Source organism: Sphingopyxis sp. 550A, assembly GCF_053569535.1.
In genome coordinates this window covers 4,511,274-4,530,566 of the sequence record NZ_CM131615.1, presented here as the reverse complement: position 1 = coordinate 4,530,566, position 19,293 = coordinate 4,511,274, and the positions used below count along the sequence as shown (strand labels likewise).

Annotated in this window: 15 protein-coding genes; 11 read left to right on the top strand and 4 right to left on the bottom strand. The window is 63.2% G+C overall.

Annotation, left to right across the window (positions count from 1 at the left end; all coding sequences use genetic code 11):
* Nucleotides 1-80 precede the first annotated feature (80 nt).
* From ACVENA_RS21960 to ACVENA_RS21940, 5 genes are all read left to right on the top strand, one after another.
* Entirely contained in the window at nucleotides 81-1,331 is a 1,251-nt protein-coding gene (locus ACVENA_RS21960; RefSeq protein WP_449328983.1) for a sulfatase family protein, read from the top strand.
* The gene (locus ACVENA_RS21955; RefSeq protein WP_449327067.1) at nucleotides 1,291-2,682 is read left to right on the top strand and encodes an MFS transporter; all 1,392 of its coding nucleotides are present in this window, start codon (nucleotides 1,291-1,293) and stop codon (nucleotides 2,680-2,682) included. Before ACVENA_RS21960 ends, ACVENA_RS21955 begins: the two co-directional genes overlap by 41 nt.
* A complete protein-coding gene (gene rbsK / locus ACVENA_RS21950; RefSeq protein ID WP_449327066.1) occupies nucleotides 2,675-3,616 on the top strand; it encodes a ribokinase in 942 nt (313 codons plus the stop codon). Before ACVENA_RS21955 ends, rbsK begins: the two co-directional genes overlap by 8 nt.
* A 119-nt stretch (nucleotides 3,617-3,735) precedes the next feature.
* Nucleotides 3,736-5,928, top strand: coding sequence for a beta-L-arabinofuranosidase domain-containing protein (locus ACVENA_RS21945; RefSeq protein WP_449327065.1), 2,193 nt, complete (start codon nucleotides 3,736-3,738; stop codon nucleotides 5,926-5,928).
* Nucleotides 5,921-6,931 (top strand): Gfo/Idh/MocA family protein, encoded by a 1,011-nt coding sequence (locus tag ACVENA_RS21940; RefSeq protein ID WP_449327064.1) that lies wholly within the window; start codon nucleotides 5,921-5,923, stop codon nucleotides 6,929-6,931. Before ACVENA_RS21945 ends, ACVENA_RS21940 begins: the two co-directional genes overlap by 8 nt.
* Here the strand turns inward: ACVENA_RS21940 and ACVENA_RS21935 are convergent.
* Nucleotides 6,906-8,540, bottom strand: a complete 1,635-nt coding sequence (locus ACVENA_RS21935) for a carboxylesterase/lipase family protein (protein WP_449327063.1) — start codon at nucleotides 8,538-8,540, stop codon at nucleotides 6,906-6,908. The two genes, ACVENA_RS21940 and ACVENA_RS21935, sit on opposite strands and share 26 nt — an antisense overlap.
* Nucleotides 8,541-8,735: 195 nt before the next feature.
* On the opposite strand from ACVENA_RS21935, the gene ACVENA_RS21930 reads away from it, so the two are divergent.
* A complete protein-coding gene (locus ACVENA_RS21930; protein ID WP_449327062.1) occupies nucleotides 8,736-9,428 on the top strand; it encodes a TetR/AcrR family transcriptional regulator in 693 nt (230 codons plus the stop codon).
* On the opposite strand, the gene ACVENA_RS21925 is transcribed toward ACVENA_RS21930, so the two are convergent.
* Together ACVENA_RS21925 and ACVENA_RS21920 are read right to left on the bottom strand one after the other, a co-directional pair.
* On the bottom strand, nucleotides 9,418-10,800 hold the full coding sequence (locus tag ACVENA_RS21925; RefSeq protein WP_449328982.1) for an MFS transporter: 1,383 nt from the start codon (nucleotides 10,798-10,800) through the stop codon (nucleotides 9,418-9,420). The two genes, ACVENA_RS21930 and ACVENA_RS21925, sit on opposite strands and share 11 nt — an antisense overlap.
* Before the next feature lie 23 nt (nucleotides 10,801-10,823).
* A complete protein-coding gene (locus ACVENA_RS21920) occupies nucleotides 10,824-13,331 on the bottom strand; it encodes a TonB-dependent receptor (RefSeq protein ID WP_449327061.1) in 2,508 nt (835 codons plus the stop codon).
* Nucleotides 13,332-13,517: 186 nt separating this feature from the next.
* Here ACVENA_RS21920 and ACVENA_RS21915 point away from each other — a divergent pair, with 186 nt between their 5' ends.
* The 3 genes from ACVENA_RS21915 to ACVENA_RS21905 all read left to right on the top strand — a co-directional run bounded on the left by ACVENA_RS21915 (nucleotide 13,518) and on the right by ACVENA_RS21905 (nucleotide 16,203).
* Nucleotides 13,518-14,471: an aldo/keto reductase gene (locus ACVENA_RS21915; protein ID WP_449327060.1), complete on the top strand. Its 954-nt coding sequence runs from the start codon at nucleotides 13,518-13,520 to the stop codon at nucleotides 14,469-14,471.
* Nucleotides 14,468-15,160: a polysaccharide deacetylase family protein gene (locus ACVENA_RS21910; RefSeq protein ID WP_449327059.1), complete on the top strand. Its 693-nt coding sequence runs from the start codon at nucleotides 14,468-14,470 to the stop codon at nucleotides 15,158-15,160. The genes ACVENA_RS21915 and ACVENA_RS21910 overlap by 4 nt, the downstream gene beginning before the upstream one ends.
* A gap of 95 nt (nucleotides 15,161-15,255) precedes the next feature.
* A complete protein-coding gene (locus ACVENA_RS21905; protein ID WP_449327058.1) occupies nucleotides 15,256-16,203 on the top strand; it encodes a formylglycine-generating enzyme family protein in 948 nt (315 codons plus the stop codon).
* A gap of 45 nt (nucleotides 16,204-16,248) precedes the next feature.
* Here the strand turns inward: ACVENA_RS21905 and ACVENA_RS21900 are convergent, their stop codons facing one another.
* Entirely contained in the window at nucleotides 16,249-18,003 is a 1,755-nt protein-coding gene (locus ACVENA_RS21900) for a chloride channel protein (RefSeq protein WP_449327057.1), read from the bottom strand.
* 544 nt (nucleotides 18,004-18,547) lie between these two features.
* On the opposite strand from ACVENA_RS21900, the gene tnpA reads away from it, so the two are divergent.
* Both tnpA and tnpB read left to right on the top strand, forming a co-directional pair.
* Nucleotides 18,548-18,904, top strand: coding sequence for an IS66-like element accessory protein TnpA (gene tnpA / locus ACVENA_RS21895; RefSeq protein WP_052182212.1), 357 nt, complete (start codon nucleotides 18,548-18,550; stop codon nucleotides 18,902-18,904).
* Nucleotides 18,901-19,248 carry an IS66 family insertion sequence element accessory protein TnpB gene (gene tnpB / locus ACVENA_RS21890; protein WP_006963110.1) on the top strand — a complete coding sequence of 116 codons (348 nt, stop codon included), beginning with the start codon at nucleotides 18,901-18,903 and terminating at the stop codon, nucleotides 19,246-19,248. Before tnpA ends, tnpB begins: the two co-directional genes overlap by 4 nt.
* Nucleotides 19,249-19,293: the final 45 nt, after the last annotated feature.

Sequence of the window (19,293 nt, the reverse complement as noted above, 5' to 3'; positions counted from 1 at the left end):
CGGGCGTGGATCGCAGGCAATTTCTGGCAACGAGCGCTGCGGCAACGCTGGCAGCATCCACGACACCAAGCTGGGCGAGAATGACCATGCGCAAACCGAACATCATTCTGATACTTTGCGACGACCTGGGCTATGGTGACGTTGCGGCTTATGGCGCGAGTCTTCTGCGCACACCGCATCTCGACAGGCTCGCCGCGGGCGGCGCGCGCTTCACGAATTTCTATGCAAGCGCCAATATTTGCAGCCAGTCGCGGGCCGGCCTTTTCACGGGCCGCTTTGCGGTTCGCAGCGGCATGGCGAACGGGGTCATTCAGGCCAATGACAGCACGGGCCTGCCGCTCGACGAGGTCACGATCGCCGAGATGCTCAAGCCCGATTATCGCAGCGCGTTGATCGGCAAGTGGCATCTCGGCCACGTCGCGCCCCATTGGCCGCCCCACGTCCAGGGATTCGATTATTTCTATGGCTTGCCCTACAGCCACAACATGGTGCCCTTGTCGATGTACGAGAGCGGAGAAGGCAATGCATTGTCGACGAGCGAGGTCGATTTCCACAGGCTGACAGCGCAGTTCTTCGATCGCGGCATGCGTTTCATCGACGACAATCGGGCACGCCCCTTCTTCCTTACGCTCGCGCTGACCGCGCCGCACACGCCGTTGGACCCCAATCCGGACGAGCCGCGGACATCGAAAGCAGGCGATTATGGCGATGTCGTCGAGGAGATCGACACGAATGTCGGCCGGCTGATGGCCCATCTGCGCAAGCTCGGGCTCGAACGCGACACGCTGGTGATGTTCACGTCGGACAATGGTCCCTGGTTCGAAGGATCCTCCGGCAACGCACGCGACCGGAAGGGCGGCGCGGGTTGGGATGGCGGGTACAAGGTGCCCTTCATCGCATCGCAGCCCGGCCGCATTCCCGCTGGTGTCGTGCGGGACGGTCTCGCGATGAACATCGATCTGCTTCCAACGATTGCAGGCTGGACTGGCGCTTCCCTGCCTCAACGCGAACTGGACGGGCTCGATATCGCCGGCCTCATGACCGAGGGCACCGCCTCGCCGCATAAGGATTTGCTCCTGTTCAACGACAAGGAGATCACGGGCATCCGCACCGAGCGGTGGAAACTCGTCAAATATTCCTATTATCGGGGATATAAGCTCGACCTGGGCAAATATATGATCAGCCGCCAAGGTGCGCTGCTCTTCGACATGCAGCAGGATCCCGGCGAGCTGTACAGCGTCGCGAGCAGGCATCCCGACGTATTCGACGCCCTGATGAAACGGATGGCCGATGCCCAGGCCCATTATGACGCCCTCGCCCCCAAGGCCTGACGTCACCGGCCGCATCGGCTTCTGGCGCAAGATTTCGTTCGGGTCGGGCGACCTGGCCTTCAATCTCTATTGGCAGAGCAGTTCCTTGTTTCTGCTCTATTTTTACACCGACGTGCTCAATGTCCCGGCCGCCATCGCCGGGACGATCTATATGGCTGCGCTTGTTTGGGATGCCGCGATCGATCCTGTCGTCGGCTGGGCAGCCGACAGGACGCGAACGCGTTTCGGCCGATACCGCCCTTTCCTCATGCTTGGCGCGCCCGTCCTCGCGCTGGCCTATGCCGCAATGTTCTTTGCGCCCGCCATGCCGCATAGCGGCTCGATCGTAGCGGTGACGGTGACGCATTTGCTGTTCCGCACCATCTACGCCATGGTCAACATTCCCTACGCTTCGCTCTTCGCGCGGGTTACTCGTGATAGTGCCGAGCGCGCCGACATGGCCGGAGCGCGCATATTGTTCGCGATGATCGCCGGCATGCTGGTGTCTTCGACCACCTTGCCGCTCGCGAACTATCTCGGGGGGGAAGACGCGCGCCGCGGCTGGCAGATTGTTGCGGCAATCTACGGTATCTTCGTGGTGCTGATTCTATGGCAGGTCGCCTATGCGGCCCGCGGCCTCGACGCTCCCGAACCCCCGGCCACAACGAGGATGGCCTGGCGCGATATCGTAGCATCGCTGCTTTCCAACCGCCCCCTGCACCTGGCGCTCGGTGTCGTGGTGCTAAGCTCGGTGGCATCGACCTTTTTCAGCAAGAACATCATATATTATTTCAAATATATATATGGCGACACCGACGCCGCGACGCTTGCTCTTACCCTCAGCGCCGGCGTCACGGCGATTTCCGTTCCGGCGTGGACCTGGGTTGCACGCACGCATGGCAAGAAGCTTGCGTGGGGAAGCGGCATGGCTGTCGTGGGGATCGGAATCCTCGGCTGGTGGTTCGCGCACGGCCAAGGCTTGCCGGCGCTCCTGGCCGCCATCGCGGTCATCGCTGCGGGGATGAGCGCAAATTACATCTGCTTCTGGGCGGTGCTCCCCGACACGGTGGAATATGGCGAATGGAAGTCCGGCGTTCGCACCGAATCGCTGATATTCGGACTCGTCGTTCTCGGCCAGAAGGCGGCGCTCGGAATCGCGGCCGGAGCCTTGGGCTTTGCCCTGACGGCAATCGGCTATCGGTCGAACGAACCGATGACGCCCGAGACGATCGACGGACTTCGCATGATGATGCTCTTCATACCGCTCGGCGGCGTTATCCTCTCGCTTTTGCTCATCCAGCGATACCGTCTTTCGCATGCGATCCATCGCCAGATCGTGCTCGATATCGAGCAACGCCAGACAAATGGATAATCCAAAGGCCGGGTCCGAACCGATTACCGTTGTCGGGAGCATCAACCGCGATATCGTCGTCCGATGCCGCTCCCTCCCGAGAGCTGGCGAAACGGTCGCAGGCAGCGCGCTGAGCTACGGCAGTGGGGGCAAGGGTGCGAACCAGGCCGTCGCAGCCTCCCGGCTCGGAGGGACGGTGCGGATGATCGGGAGGGTCGGCGCCGATGCCTGGGGCCGCACGGCCCGCGGCGTGTTGCGATCCGCCGGCTGCGACATTTCCGGGGTTCGGCAGGCAGGCCAGCTCTCGGGGCAGGCCCTCGTAACTGTCGATCGGCAAGGCGCCAACAGCATCGTGGTGATCGAAGCGGCAAATGGCCTTCTGAGCGCGGATCAGGTTCGCCGCGACGAGAAGAAGCTGAAGGAAGGCGGCGTTATCCTGCTGCAACTGGAAATTCCGCTCGAAGCGGTCTCGGCCGCTGCCATGATTGCCCATGCCGCAGGAGGGCGCGTGATTCTCGATCCTGGACCGGCGCGCGACCTTCCGCGGGATCTGCTCCGACGTATCAGCGTGATCACGCCCAATCAAACCGAACTCGAGGTGCTGACGGGTCAAAAAAAGCTGCGCGACGGCGAGCTCGTCGAAGCCGCCGAGCATCTGCGATCGAGTGGGCCGGAAACGGTCATCGTAAAATTGGGCGCCGAGGGCTGTCTCGTCATCGGTGATGGCCCGGCGCGGCAGCTGGCCGCGCCGCATGTCGATGTCGTCGACACGACGGGCGCAGGCGACGTCTTCAATGCCGCATTGGCCGTCCGCCTTTCCGAAGGCGCCCCGATAGAAGCGGGTGTCGAATTTGCCCTCGCAGCCGCCTCGCTCTCGGTGACACGGTTCGGCGCTCAATCCGCCGCACCGACGCGCGCGGAAGTCGTCACCTTCATTCAAGGCACGCCGACATGACCGAAACTGCACCTCGGCAGTCCAGGCATCGCGATATCCCGGTCCCCTGGAAGGTCGCGGAGGAGCTTTCGGCGCCGCCCCCGTCGCGGATCCGTGTCGGTGGCCTTCTCGGGAGCCGGATGGCGATCAATGTCCAGGGCCGGCTGCTGGCCGTCGACGAAGAGGGGCTTCTCCGCTGTTTCCGCAAACGGACGGCATCGAGCGACTTTGCCAACGCTTGGGCTGGCGAACATGCAGGCAAGTTCCTGTCCGCTGCTTGCCGCAGTCTCGTGGGACAGCCGGATGGCGCGCTGCATGCAAAGGCCGCACGCGTCGCGGCCGGGCTGCTGGCGGCGCAGGAGGACGACGGGTATCTCGGAACCTATGTTGCGGGCGATCGCTGGACGGGGTGGGACGTCTGGGTTCACAAATATGTGCTGGCCGGTCTGCTCGCCTGGTATCGGCTCTCCGGGCAGGAAGAGGTCATTCAGGCCTCCCGCCGGATCGGCCTCCTTCTAGCGGACAAATTTGGCGGGCAGCCTTCGGGGATGGACATCAATGGGGCCGGATGGTTTTTCGGGATGGCCGCAACGAGCGTCTTGGAACCGATTTGCGACCTCTACCGGATGACGGGTGAAAAGCGCTTTCTAGACTTTGCGCGCGCCATCGCCGCGGCGTGGGATCGCCCGGGCGGCGCGCAAATTCTATCCGCGCTGCAAGCGGGGGGCCTTGACGACTTGCCCAGCGGCAAGGCCTATGAATTCATTTCCAATCTCAATGGCCTGCTCGACCTCTACCGTCTGACGGCGGAAGAGCAGATGATGAAAATTGCGCTGAAGGCGTGGGCAGATATGCGCGACGCCCAGCTCTATCCGACCGGCAGCCTCAGTGCGATGGAGCATTTCCAGCCGCACGGCGAAGCCCGGGCACTCCCGTCCTCCAACCTCGCCGAAACATGCGTTACCGTCACCTGGCTGCAGTTCAACGAGCGCCTGCTCCGCCTTACAGGCGAACCGCGTTTCGGGGCCGAATGCGAACGGACGATCCTCAATCACCTGCTTGCCGCACAAGATGGCGCCAATGGCGATTTCGCCTATTACACGGCCCTTTGCGGGTCGAAGGAGTTTACCGATTACCCGCTGTGCTGCGTTTCCAGCGGGCCGCGCGCGATTGCCGCCATAGCAGATCATGTCTGGGCGGTTTCGCAAAGCGGGCTGACGATCAATATTTTTGCCGAGAGCCGGCTGCAATGGTCGCGCGGCGGCATCGATATCGTCCTTTCGATCGAGAGCCGCTTTCCCGCAGAGTTGGATGCGACGATCCGGGTCGACGCCGAGTTGCCGTTGCGGTTCACTCTCCAGATGCGGGTGCCGGACTGGGCTACAAAATTCACGGCGAAGATCGGCGCAGAGACATGGGAGGGAGAGCGTGGCACGATGCTGACGATCGACCGCGAATGGCTGCCCGGGACATCGATCGCCATCGAGATGGCCTGCGAGGCCGAGAGCCTGCCGATTTCGAACGGCTATCCCGATCGCGCGATGCTCCGGTACGGACCGCAGCTGCTGACCCTCGATGCCGACGCGAACCCGGACATCGCCGATCTCGACTCGGTCAGCATCGATGCGGCGGCAATCGCGTCTCTTCGCCGCAGCCCGACAGATGGCGACCGCTCTGTATTCACGATGTCCGCCCGGTGCCGTTGCGGCGACCACTCTCAGGCCCGAGCCGTGAAGTTGGTCCCTTTCGCAGACGCAAGGCGCCACAATATGCTGCTTCGAACGAGCGCGGACATCGACCCGGCTCCGCTGACGCTGTGGGCGCGGGCTTATACTTCGCGCATCCATGTCCCCGAAGGCATTCTGGGCGAGGAGGCCGTTGGAAGCCTCTTCGTCGGCGAATTCGTCACCGACGGGCGTTACGATACGGTCGCGGTGCTCGACATGGGCGGCTTTGATGTCACGACAGTTCGCGCGGGCGCCTCGTCCGACGTCGGCCCGGCATGGATCGCGCTGGCCTTCGATCGGCCGCTTCTCATCGGAGCGATCCGGTTCCGTCATGGCACCGCGGACCGGTCGCGCTGGTTCATCGCGCCGCCGCGCGTCTCACTCGCGTCCTGCCCGGTCCCCATTCAAACGATCGATCCAGGTGTGAAGACAAGATGGGACAGCCTTGGAAGTCTGCCGGCATATGTCGAGGCTCTCCGCGACACTGTCACCGATCCTGAATTCATCCTGCCTCTATCGAGGCCTCGGATCAGTTACGGCATCAGGATCGACGGCGCCCCGAAAACCGGCATCTTGAGCTGCGCCGAACTCGCCGGCCTTGCCTAAGTCGCGGATCTTCACACAGCTGCGGATCGGTCTCATCGGCGCTGCCCGTGTTGCACCTTACGCGCTTATTGCGCCGGCCCGCGAAATCGGCCGCGCAGCCGTCGTTGCCGTCGCAGCCCGCGACGGAGCGCGCGCTTCGGCGTTCGCGGCCGGACATGGCATCCCGAAGGTCCATGAAAGCTATGCCGCCCTGATTGCCGATCCCGACGTCGACCTGATCTATATCGCAACGCCGCCGGCGCAGCATGCCGGCCTCGCTCATCTTGCGATCGCCACCGGCAAACATGTTCTGATCGAAAAGCCTTTTGCGCTCGATGCCCGTGAGGCCGCGGCGATCGTGGATCATGCAACCCTATGCGGTGTCCGCGCTTTCGAGGCGATGCACGCTCCACACCACGCGCTGTTCACCGCGGTCCGCGACATCCTCGTCAGCGGCAGGCTTGGCGAAATTCGCCGCGCCAGCGCCCATTTTTCGACGATGATTGCCGAGGGTGCCGATGAATTTCGCTGGGCAGCGGGACAAGGCGGCGGAAGCCTGATGGATCTCGGCATCTATCCCCTGGCGCTTTGCCGGCGCCTGCTGGGAGAGAATTTCCGCGTGAGCGCGCTCTCGGCAGGATTTAGGCGAGGCGTTGACTCGCATATGATGGCCGAGCTGCAATTCGGAGCGATCGAGGCGCGCATCTCGTCATCGATGATCGAGCCGTCCGACGCCTGGCTCGAGATCGGCGGCGAAGAGGGTACGCTCATGGCCCGCAACCCGGTCGCTCCAAGCCTCGGCAACCGGCTGGTGCTTCGCACGAGGGATTGTATACGCGACGAGGAAATTGGGGGACCGAGCAGCTGGACCGCGCAGCTCGCCGCAATTGCTTCAACGCTTCTCGACGGAGCGCCCTTTCCCGTCTCCCCCGACGACCCCGTTCGATCGATGCGCGCGATCGATCTGATCCGCGCCCATCCCGACTGGCTATCGTCCGTCAGCGAACGGGACGCGCCGACATAGCCGCCGTTATCGCGTCGAGGGCTCGCCCCCGACGGACGCTGTCGATCTGCGCTCCGTTCGAGGTAAACCGAAGCAGACGGTCGTCGCCGACCCGGTAGGTCGGCCAGGCCGGTTGACCGGCCGGGTTGGGGACACCACCGCGAGCGAAGGCGAGCCAATAGGATTGAAGGATTTCCGAGGCCACCCAATCCGCCTTTGTGGGACGAACGCCTTCACGTCCCAATGTGCCGAACACGAAGCTGACGTCCGACGCATGGGGCGCCCCGTCCAGATCGGCGCGGCGGCCCTCGCTGACATAGTCGAAACTGTAGAGCCAGCTCGGATAGCCGCGAGCCGCATGCTGCGTCGCCATGGTCCGCGCAGGCTCGGCAAAGCCCCAATCATTGACGATGTTGTCGTCGAAGACCGACGTGTCGCCATAGGTTTCGCGAACGGTGTCGAGCGAGTGCCCCAGTTCGCTCTTGGCCCATTGCCGGAGGCCGTATCGAGCCAGAATGTTGAGGTGGCTAAGCTCGCGATCGGTCGACCCGACTAGCATCGGGACCGGCGCTTCGCGACCGGCCAGAAAGCCGTCGACAAAGTCGCTGCGCACCAGAAGGCCATCGATCATCGGTCCCGAAAAGCGCTTCGGATCGAGCTTGGTCATGCTGATGTCGCCAAGCACGGCCGAGGCGGGTAGCGCGCGCAAGGCCGCCGCATCGGGATCGCGAAGCTTCTGATCGGCCGCAAACCGCATGGCTGCACCATATCCCGAATTCACGCTCTCGTCGGCCGAGACCATAGGGGCCCACCGATTGCGCCCGCCGCTGGACTGGATGATGGCGGCAGAAAACAGGCCGCGCACATCCGGATCGAGCATCAACTGGGCAACCGACGCGCCGCCGGCCGACTGTCCGAACAGGGTGAGACGGCCGGGATCGCCGCCAAAGGTCCGGATATTGCGGTGGACCCACTTCAGCGCGGCAGCCTGATCCATAAGCCCCCAATTCCCCATCGGCCGCCCTGCCGCTTCGCCGGCCAGTGCGGGATGGGCGAAGAAGCCGAAACGCCCGAGGCGATAATTGAAGCTCACCAGCACGACGCCGCGTCGCGCGATTTCGGATCCATCGAGCGCGGGCTGGCTCGATGAGCCCTGGACGAAGCCTCCGCCATGAACCCAGAAGAGGACCGGAGCCCCACCCTTCGGCACATCGGCCGGCGCCCAGACGTTGATCGTCAGGCAATCCTCGCTCATCGGCTGCGACGAACGCGCCGCATCCCAGTCGGGCCGATTCTGCCAGCAATCATTGCCGAATTTGGTGGCATCGCGAAGATCGGTCCAGGCCGCTGGCATCTGGGGCGCGCGCCAGCGCAGCGGCCCTACGGGCGGCGCGGCATAGGGAATGCCCTTGAAAATGTCGATATCGCGATCCCTGATCCCAGCGAGCGCACCGGTTTCGATCGTTCGCTCGACGGATGCGACCGGCCCGAGGGGTCTCACGGGAGCAGCGGCATCGACGGCGGCCGGCTGCATCCACCACCAAAGCGCTCCGATTACAATGACAAGGATGACCAGCAGCGCAAGCAGGCCAACGGCCAGCCGGCGCAATATCCTTTTCGCACGCATCATATTCTCCCCTCGGGTGGTTTGCGGTGCGGCGCCGAACCGTGTCGTCCGACCGGAAAAGCTCTGTCTCGCACGCAAAGGCCGATAAATTATGGTTTGAAGCGACAAGCTTTTCGACATTTCCGGCAAGCCCCCCTACAGTCGTTGCATCAGCCCGGGCGCCGCCGTCCGTCGAAGCTTGTCGAAAAAAGGCCTGACATGAACCAGCCTTCGCCGGCCAAACGCCAGACTGTCTCCGTCCCGGGGCCGCACAAGCAGGCGGCCAAGCGAACCTATCGTGGCGAGCGACGCGAAGAGCAAAAGCGCCTGACGCAGGCGAAGATTTTGGAGAGCGCGCTCGACCATTTTGCCGAACGTGGATTCGAGGCGGCTTCGCTGCGAGACATCGCGGCACAGGCACAGGTCAGCCACGCGGTGATCCGCCTGCATTTCGGAAGCAAGGCGCAGCTTTGGCAGCATGCGCTCGACTATCTTTTTCTTCGCATGCAATCGGAACTGCGGCCGGGCAAGGGTGATCCCGATTATGCGGAAGGCGCTGCAGGGCTCGAGCTTTTCGTGCGGCGGTATGTCGCTTATTGCGCGCGTCATCCTGAGCACGCACGGCTGATGCTGATGGAATCGATGCACGACAGCGAGCAGCTTCGTTACGCCGTCGACCAGCACGTCCGCCCCGCGCACAGGTTCCTCGAAAAAATGCTGCAGGCTGCGGTCAGCGACGGCTTCCCGCTCGACGTTCCTCCAGCCCACATGACCTATATCCTCGCTGCGGCAAGCCAATCTGTTTTCGCGCTCGCCCATGAAGCGCGCCGTATCTACGGCGTCGATGTGCTCGCCGAAGAATTCGTCTCGCGGCACGCCGACGCGGTGGTACGGCTGCTGTTCAGGCGCTAGCGGTCGACGCAACGGCGCCATCCCTCGCAGCGAGATCCGCTCGCAAGCGGGCATGGAATTCGGCGGTAATGGGGTAGCGCCACATGATCGCGACGGTTCCGAGGACGCCAGCCAGCGGAATCAGGCACATGATGGCTCGCAAGTCGGCGAGAATTTCGGGCGATTGCGGTTGATCGGCGACAAAGCCGACTGCGGTGAGCAATTGCCCGAGCAGCAGCGCGTTGATCGCGAGAGCTACCTTCTGGCCGAATGTCGCGAACCCGAAGATCTTCGCCTCGCTCCGTTCCCCGCGCACCCACTGATTATATTCGACGGTATCCGGAAGCATCGACCAGAACATGATGAGCCCTGCGCTGCCCCCCGTTGCACCGATCAGTGTGATGGCGATGAGGGTCGCGTGATCGTGCGGATTGATGATGTAGAAGGACAACAGGCTCGTCATGCTGAGGAATGTGCCGGCCAGCCATGCGGTCCGCTTTGACCAGCGCCGCGCGATGAGTGTCCAGCCCGGTGCGATCAGAACCAGCCAGACCGCCGGGAGCGGAAGGAGCCACGCCATGATCGACGGGTCTTTCAGGTCATATTTGATCCAATAAAGCAAAACCTTGCCGTTCATGGCCGTTGTAATGCCGCTGAGAATGACCGCTGCGAAGAGCCGCGCGAGGGGGCCATTATGTTTCAGGGTCGACCAAAAGCCCACGAGGTCGGCGATAAAGGTAAGCATCAATCCGCGACCGGCCACCGGCGGCGCGCTTTGGTCATCCTCGTCCGGCGGTTCATTCGTCGACAGAAAGCTGATCAACAGGATGATCGTGGCGCCGGCGCCGAGAATGCAGGCGGCATAGAAATAGGCCGTCCTTTCGTCGCCGAGCATTTCGACGAGTTTGGGGATGGTAAATGAGACTGCGAGAGCGCCTGTCGCCGCAAACATGAGGCGCAGCATCGCGATGGTCCCGCGCTCGTTGGAATCATGGGTCATGCGCGCGGTCAACGCGCTGAAGGGAATACCGACGGCGGTCAGCATCGTGCGGAGCAGAATATGGGTCGCTATGGCATAGGCAATCAACCAGCCGCCCGCCAGGGGAGGCGTCCAGAACATGAGCGCGAACGATACCGCGCACGGGACGCTGGCGAACAGAATCCAAGGCCTGAACCGTCCGTACCTGGTTCGCGTTCGGTCCGCGATCGCCCCCATGATCGGGTCGGTGACGGCATCCCAGAAGGACGCAGCGGCAAAGGCAATGCCCGCCCACATCGGCGAGATGCCCATGACGTCGGTGTAGAAGAAATAGGCAAAGATCCCGATGCCTTGCCAGTAAAAGTTTATCCCGGCGTCGCCTGATGCCCAGCCGATCCGTCTCGGCCAGGACAATGACCCTGCCGCGCTGCGCTCACTCAATTGCCACCCCCGAATTTGAAATCAAGCGCTACGCCCAGCACCCGGCGCGCATCCGGGCTCGGAATCTGGACCGTCACCCCCGGGGAATTCAGTACCGGCTGCACGAATACGACGTTGACGAAATGACGGTCGAGAATATTCCGCGCAAAGAACGACAGGCGCCAGCGATCGCTGTCGGGACCGATGCCGATATTCCCGTTGAGCAGGCCATAGCCTTTCTCCACCGTTGCGGGATTACCCGCTGCGTCGAAGGACACCTTGCTGCGGTAGAACCAGTTGAGCGCGGTATCGATGCGAAAATCCCCGATGCTGTGCTGATAGCCGGCATTCAGATTATAGGTGAGCCGAGGCGAATTGGGCAGACGGTTGCCGTCGCCATAGGTCACGGCCTGGGTTGGCGAGATCAGGATACATTGGCGCGGCGACGTCCGCGGAGTTCCGAGCGGCAACACGGTCTGTCCCGAGTAGCAGGAGATATTCTTGAAGTCGGCGAACTGGCTCTTGATATAGGCGACAGACCCGCCGAGTGCGAGACCCTCCAAAGGCCGCGCCTGTATCTCCGCCTCGATCCCCCGGGTCCGAAGCTTGCCGGCGTTGGTGACGAGAAAGCGCGAAGGCGTCACGGTGGTATCGAAGCTCGACGCCTGATAATCCTTGAAGTCGGTCGCGAAGGCGGTGACGTTGAAGATCATCTTGCGATCGAAAAGCGTTGACCGCAAGCCGGCCTCGTAGCTGGTCGGAATCTCGGGCTCGACGATATCGGGCGTCGCGCGAACGATCCCGAGCGTGTCGATGCCTGGCCCCTTGTAGCCGCGCGCAGCGCTTGCATAGAGCATGACGTCGGGCGTGAAATTATATTGGATCGTCGCCCGGCCCGACAGGTTGGTGTTCGATTGCTGGCCATGAACAAGGCCGACGAAGCGACCGGGAATGCCGGCCAGCGCGCCGGGAGCCGGACCCGCAACGGCGTCGAGTTCGACCTTCTCGGCTGTATAGCGTGCACCGAGAATGAGCTTGAGGCGATCGACCGGCGAGTAGGAAAGCTGGCCGAAGACCGCGGCGCTCTCATTCTTGACGACCGATGAGAAGACGCTCCCGAGCTCGAGAGGCGGCGGCAGAAGCGCCAGGGCACCGGTTTGCTCGCTGCGGTTCTCGTTCTTGGTCCAGCCGAGGAAAATGCCACCAACCCATTCGAAGCGCCCTCCCGATGGAGACGTCATTCGCAGCTCCTGCGAATATTGATCGAGCAGATTATAGCCGTTGTTCACCCTGAGATAGTTGACCGGCAGGATGTCGGGATCATTGCCGTCGAATTCGTCCCAGTGGCGATAGGCGGTGATCGAGGTGAGAGTGGCCCAATCGGCGTCGAAGTCGACCTGGGCCGACGCTCCCCAAGTCTTCGCACGCTGGAAGAAGGGCTGGTCGGCAGCCATTTCGAGATTGCGAGGACCGGGGGTAATGCCTGCGGCCGCATTCAGCTGGCCGAACTGGGTGGTCAGCGGAGCGGTGCGCGCTGTCCAGCTGCAACACAGCTGATCGCTGTCGCCCCAGTCGCCGACGAGATTGATGCTGAGATTCGACGTCGGTTCCCAGCGCAGCTTCGCGCGAAGCGACTTGGAATCGCGGTCGTTGACCATCTCGTCGCGAAAGATGTTGCGCACGATGCCGTCGCGCTTCGTCTGGGAATAGGCGACCCGAATCGCGGCGTTGCCCGCGAGCTGAAGATTGCCGACCGCATTCACCTTGATCTCGTCATAGGTCGCGTAGGAGAGACGGCCCTCGAAGCTGTTCTCGAACTGCGGCGCCTTGGTGGTGATCGAGATGACGCCCGCCGAGGCATTTTTTCCGAACAGCATGCCCTGCGGACCGCGCAGCACTTCGACCCGCTCGATATCGATCAGATCGGCAACCGCCTGGCCCGCCCGGGCGAGCGGAACGCCGTCGATGACGGTGCCCACGCTCTGCTCGACGGTGTCGGCGAAAACCGCTGTGCCGACACCCCGGATGGTGAAGCCTTCGCCGCGAACATTCGCCGAGTTGCTGAAGTTGAGGCTCGGCGCGACATAGCGCAGATCGCGAGGGTCATTGATGTTGAGGGTTTCGAGCTGCTCGCCGGACACGGCGCTGACCGCGATCGGCACATCCTGCAGCCGCTCGACCCGCTTTTGGGCCGTCACGACGATTTCGAGATCGCTGCGCTTTTCCTCCGCCTCGGCCGGCACATTCTCCTGGGCAGCGGCTGCGACCGCGAGCGCAAATTGCGAGAATGTAACGGTCGAAAGCGCGATCAGGCGCAGGCCACTGCGACTCAGCATAGTCAATCCTCCCCACTTTTTCGCCCGGTCGTTGCCGGTCCGCAGCGATCTAGCATTTTGCTGTCCAGTCGGAAAGTGAATAAATTGATCCAGTTTTCTGCTGTTGATATTTTTTTGATGCGGGCAAATCACGTTAGCGCCGACTTGCAATGCAAATGTGGCAGATCCGGCGTTTCGCACAGCCAGCACGACGGCATCCGCCTTGCCTGGACATTACAAGCAATCAATTGATAAATAGCAAGTTATTGGAGAGTCGTGACGACCGCATCCCGGCGCGCGCTCCTGCGCGGCAATAATTTATAGATTTCTTGAACCGGCTGCCTATAGATGTCCGGCCCCTGCGCTAAGCGCGCTCTTTCCACCAATGGAGCAACGATGCAATTCCGCAGATATGGCAGCGAAGGCCCGATGGTCAGCGTTTTGGCGTTCGGGGCGATGGGAATCGCACACGACCCAGGCCTTCATCACGGTGTGTCCCGGTCCCTGCTCCTCGCCCTCGAACGCGGCGTAAATCTTATCGACACGGCACGCGTCTATCATCAGTCCGAAGAAATCGTGGCGCGCACCCTCGAGCAATGGCGGGGCGACAAGCCGATCATTTCAACGAAGCTCGCTCCGGCAAATCGGGAAGGATTTCGATTTGGCGGTCCGATCGCCGATTATTACGCCCGCGCGGACATTATAGCCTCGGTCGAAGCCAGTCTGAAGACGCTCGGAACCGAACGACTCGACATCGTTCATCTCCATCAATGGCATTATCGATGGACACACGAACATGAATGGATCGAGGCGCTCTGCGACCTAAGGCGACAGGGCAAGATCGACAGGATCGCGATCAGCGGCCAGGATCACGAGCATGACGCCTTGCTGGAGGTGCTCGGCACCGACCGGATCGACGGCGTGCAGATCATATTGAACCTGTTCGAATCGCGTCCAATGAATTCGCTTTTGCCGCGCGCAGCGAGCCGCGGTGTCGGCGTGATCGCGCGCTGTGTGCTGGACAGCGGCGGTCTCGCGGTTCCTCTTGCGGATTCGGAATTCGCCGGTCGCCCGTTTCTCAAACACGCGCCGACCGCCGAATACCGGCGGCGAGTGACGCGGCTCATGCAACGCTTCTTGCCCGGCGAGGCTGCGTCGCTCGCCGATCTCGCCATCCGGTTCGCCCTGTCGGATTCCGCAGTGTCCAGCATGACGCTGGGTCTTGCAGGACCTGCCCAGGTGGAAGCGGCTATCAACGCCGTCGAGGCCGGCCCCCTCTCCGAAGGAGCAATCGACGAAATTCGCCGCCATCATGTCTGGACGAAAAATTTCTACGAGGCTCTCGTGTGACGCGCAAGACGGTGAGCTTCTGCTTCGATGACGGCTTCCTCGAATCCAGTCGCAAGACTGCCGACCTGTTCGAGGCGCGCGGGCTTCGCGCGACCTTCTGCGCCATGGCATCGCCCGCCAATTCGAACGATAGCGCGCACCGGGGCGGCGTCTTCGTCGACTGGCCTCTGTGGCGCCGCTGGCTCGCCAGCGGGCACGATGTCGCGCCGCATGGCTGGGCGCATGAGCGGCTGTCGGACATGCCATTCGAGCAAGCCTGTCGCTCGCTCGAACGGATGTTCGAAATGTTCGAGGCGGAACTCCCGGGGTTCGATCCGGCGACTTCCATTTTCCACACGCCGTACCTCTCACTCCCGCCTGCACTGCTAGACTGGGTCGGAGCCCGCGTGGCGGGCGTCCGCCTTGCAACCGGCGGCGGCGGCATCAATCGCCGGGCGGGGGTCGCCGCGAAGCGGCCCATCGATTGCATCGCGTTCGGGCCGGACGGCGTAGCGGCCTCGGCGCAGCGGCAGATCGAGGCATTCGCCCGGTCGGACGGAGACTGGCTCTGTCTCGTTCTGCATGGTCTGGATGGCGAGGGCTGGGGGGCCCTTGCTCTCGGCGAGCTTGCCGTCCTCGTCGATTCATGCCTTCATCTCGAGATGGACATCCTTCCGCTCATCGACATCGTGCGGCCAGAGCGGCAATAAGCGGGTGCGGCAGGAGTGAGTATATGAGCCACCGCTTTCAGCGGCAAACGACGGCCCGCCGCAAATATGCGACAAGTCACGAGAGGCTGTCTGCGATGGTCCGGCTTGACGGCGGAACCTTCGCGATGGGCTCGGAGAAATTCTATCCCGAGGAAGCGCCCATTCGCCGCGTTACGGTCGATCCCTTCTGGATGGACCGGACACCCGTGACCAATGCTGCATTCGCCGAATTCGTCGCGGCAACCGGATATGTTTCGCTCGCCGAGACGGTTCCCGATCCGAAACTCTATCCTGGCATGATGCCAGGCATGGCCGAGCCAGGCTCGACCTTATTCCAAAGACCGGGGCCGGTGGTGGACCTTGCCCGGCCTGAGAGCTGGTGGATTTACACGCCCGGAGCCTGCTGGAGTCGGCCTTATGGCCCGGGGTCGACGATCGAGGGGATCGAGGAGCATCCGGTCGTGCACATCGCCTATGGCGATGCGGCTGCCTATGCTCGCTGGGCCGGGAAGTCACTGCCGACCGAAGCCGAATTCGAGTTTGCCGCACGCGGCGGCTTGAACGATGCGGATTACGCCTGGGGGGACGAGCTGACACCGGCGGGCCGGATAATGGCAAATTACTGGCAGGGCCGCTTCCCGTCCGAGAATTTTTGCGCGGACGGGTGGGAACGAACTTCGCCGGTCGGGGCCTTCCCAGCCAACCCTTATGGTATCTACGACCTCATCGGCAATGTCTGGGAGTGGACTCAGGATTGGTGGTCGGTGCTTAGGGAGGCAGCGCCGCCCAGCTCGCCATGCTGCTCTCCTCGCAACCCCCGCGGCGGCACGCTGCGCGAGAGTCTGGATCCGCTGTTTCCGGACATCAGGATCGGCCGCAAGGTTTTGAAGGGCGGCTCGCATCTGTGCGCCGAAAATTATTGCCAGCGATATCGTCCGGCGGCGCGTCATCCGGAAATGATCGATACCTCGACATCGCACATCGGGTTTCGTTGCGTCGTCAGGCCAGATGCAAACACCGCGCGCAAGCGCCCGACAAGCTGACGCGGTTCGCCCTCGCCTCGGCGGACCGTATACCGCAATACAGGGTCAACTTTCGCCGAACAAATCCTTCTGCGCCTTCTCGAGCGCCTCGAAATAGCGGCGGCGCGCGTATCGCTCGGTAACGACCCCGAGCACATGCTCCAGTCCGTCGACCACAACCAGTTCATCGGCTGCGGCCGCATCGAAGGCAGCGATAATTTCCTCGATTGCGGTCACCGGGCGCAGCACCCTGTCGGTCTGGGTAGCGATTTCCCCGAGCGTCGCATCGGCCGGTAGGTCGGGGTGATAGGCCGACGCCGTCACCACGATCCCGCCATAGCGCCCTTCGGCATCGGCCAACACCGCCTTGGCCGTCGAACCGAGCGGTACGCGCCGGCGGAAATCGGCGACGGTCATGTCGGCGGGGACCGCGGTCCAGTCGGTGCGCATGATCCGTCCGGCAGTCAGCGTCAACAACCGGCCGACGTCGCGCGGGCTGCGGATTTTCGAGCCGCGCAGATGCAGGCGCCAGGTCGAGAAGCTATAGCCGAACCATTCGCGAGTGAGCGCGCTCGATACCAAGGTCGCGGTCAGCACCACGCCCATCAGCGCGAAATCATGCGTCGTCTCAAGCATCAGCACCGCGAGCGTCATCGGCCCGCCGACGACCGAGACGCTGAGCGCCGCCATGCCGACCAGCGCCGCGTCGTTGGGATCGAGTGCGATGCCGAGCGGACTCATGTTGACGAGCCCCGCAAAAATCTGCCCGATCAGCGAACCCAGGAACAGCGAGGCAAAGAACAGCCCGCCGCGAAAGCCGAAGCTGAGCGACACGACCGACGCCGCGATCTTGAGCAGCAGCACGATGGCAAGGAAGGACAGTGCCGGGCGCAGCATCAGATCGAGGTGCAGCGCGCCATGCCCCGCCGACAGCGTCTGCGGCGACACCAGCGCCAGCGGGATCAGCAGCAAGCCGCCGATCAGCGGCCGCCAGCCCGCAATCCGCTGCCATCCCTGAACGCGGATTTCGGCGAAGGTGACGAGCCGCATGATGAGGATACCGAACAGCGCGGCGACCAGCCCGAGCAGCGCATAGGCAAGATAATCGGCGGTCGAAAAGGCACGGTCGACGGTCGTCGCGATCAGATAGGGATCGACCCCGAGCGCGCGGCTGACGAACACCGCCGATAGTGCCGCGACCATCACCGGGGCGATCGCGGCGGGGGTATAATTGCCGATGACGATCTCGAACGCATAGAAGGCGCCGGTCAGCGGGGCGCCGAAGGCCGCGCCGATCGCCCCGCCCGCCCCCGCGCCGACCAGCGTGCGCAGATCGTTGCGACGCAGCGCGAACCATTGGCCGAGCTGCGAGGCGAAGCCGCCGCCCATCTGCGCATAGGCGGCCTCGAGCCCCACCGATGCGCCGGCGCCGTTCGAGATGATCGTCTGCGACGCGATCACCAGATTGTCTGCAAAGGGAATGCGTCCGCCATGCAGCGCGTTCGCCTCGACGATGTCGACGGGCACGCGCTTGCGGTTGCGCAGTCCGCGCGCGAGCAGAACGAGCAGAAGGCCGCCGATGGGCAGCGCGACCAGCTTCCACGGATGATGGATCTCGCCTAGCGCGCTCAGCCGGTTGATCGTGACCCCGTAAAGAAGCTGCTGAATGCCGTGCGCCAGAAATTGCTGGATATTGGTGAGCACCCCCGCCGCCAGCCCCGCCAGCGCGGCGAGCAGGATGAACGCGGCTTCGCTCTCGCGCAGCCGCCGGCGTTGGCGCGCGGCGGCGATCAGCAGGGGTGATTTCCGCGACCGGGCCATGGCCGACTCCAAGCGCGCGCGCCGCCCGTCGTCAAGCGGCTATGACCGAGGAATTGAGCCGATGGGCTGCGGCCGCCTTTTGATCGAGACATCATGGAGAGACTCTTGCGTGCCGTGCGCTGAATTTTGCTCGAAGTTTGTGGGTACGCGCGACGATCCCTCACCACACTCATGCGGCGGCACACTGCGGGCATATTTCGCCTTGCTCATGCGGAGCCCAAATAGGATGTGCACAGTGCGCAATACTTGAACGTCCCCACCAAAAAACTGATCATAAGCTGAAACTTTGATCTGGCGAATTACCCGCATACTCGACCTCCCGCTTGACTGTCGCCCCGCCACAGGCCGCAGTCACCGCGGCAAAGCCGCGGCCCAAACTTGCGCAGGGGGCCATCTGGGCTGATTCGTAACCGTGGTGTGAAGGCCGCCTTGCGGGACGGCGTTCCGGGGTGCTGATAGCCGCTCTTTGCGAGGAGCGGTGATGAGCGAGGATATCGGAGCGGCGGGAGCGAGTGCTCTTGTGACTGGTCATATGAGTGATCGTATGAGCAGTCGGATCGCGGTCGTTGGCGGCCGTCGCCGTTGGTCGGTGGATCAGAAGCTGTCGATCCTGCGCGAGGCATTTGGCCCCGACGGCTCGGTCTCGGCGACATGCCAGCGGCACGCGGTCGGCAGCGGGCTGCTCTATACGTGGCGCCGACAGGCCCTGGCTGGCGATCTGACGGGAGCGAAGCGCACGCCGGCACCCTCGTTCGCCGAGGTGGAGGTGTCCGTTCCGGCCCCGGCAACGGCAGGCAGCGGCCAGATCGGGATCGAGCTGCCGTCAGGCGTGCGGCTCACCGTCGACGCGGCGGTCGATGCCGATGCGCTGGCCCGGGTGATGTCCGTCCTTGCCCGATGATCCCGTTACCGCCGACGACACGGATATATCTGGCCTGCGGCGCCACCGATATGCGCAAGGGGTTCGACGGCCTCGCGGTGCTAGTGCAGCAGGTGCTGGAGAAGAGTCCGCACTCGGGCGCGCTGTTCGCGTTCCGCGGCAAGCGCGGCGATCTGGTCAAGCTGCTCTGGTATGATGGCCAGGGCCTGTGCCTCTTCTCGAAGCGCATGGACCGTGGCCGGTTCGTCTGGCCGATCACCAAGGCGGGCAAGGTCAGCCTCACCGCGGCGCAGCTTTCGATGCTGCTCGAAGGCATCGACTGGCGGCGTCCCGAACGCACCGCGGCACCCTTGCTCGCAGGGTAAAAAGCGGCGGATTATCGTTAGTTTTACTGGCATTGCGGAGCCTGT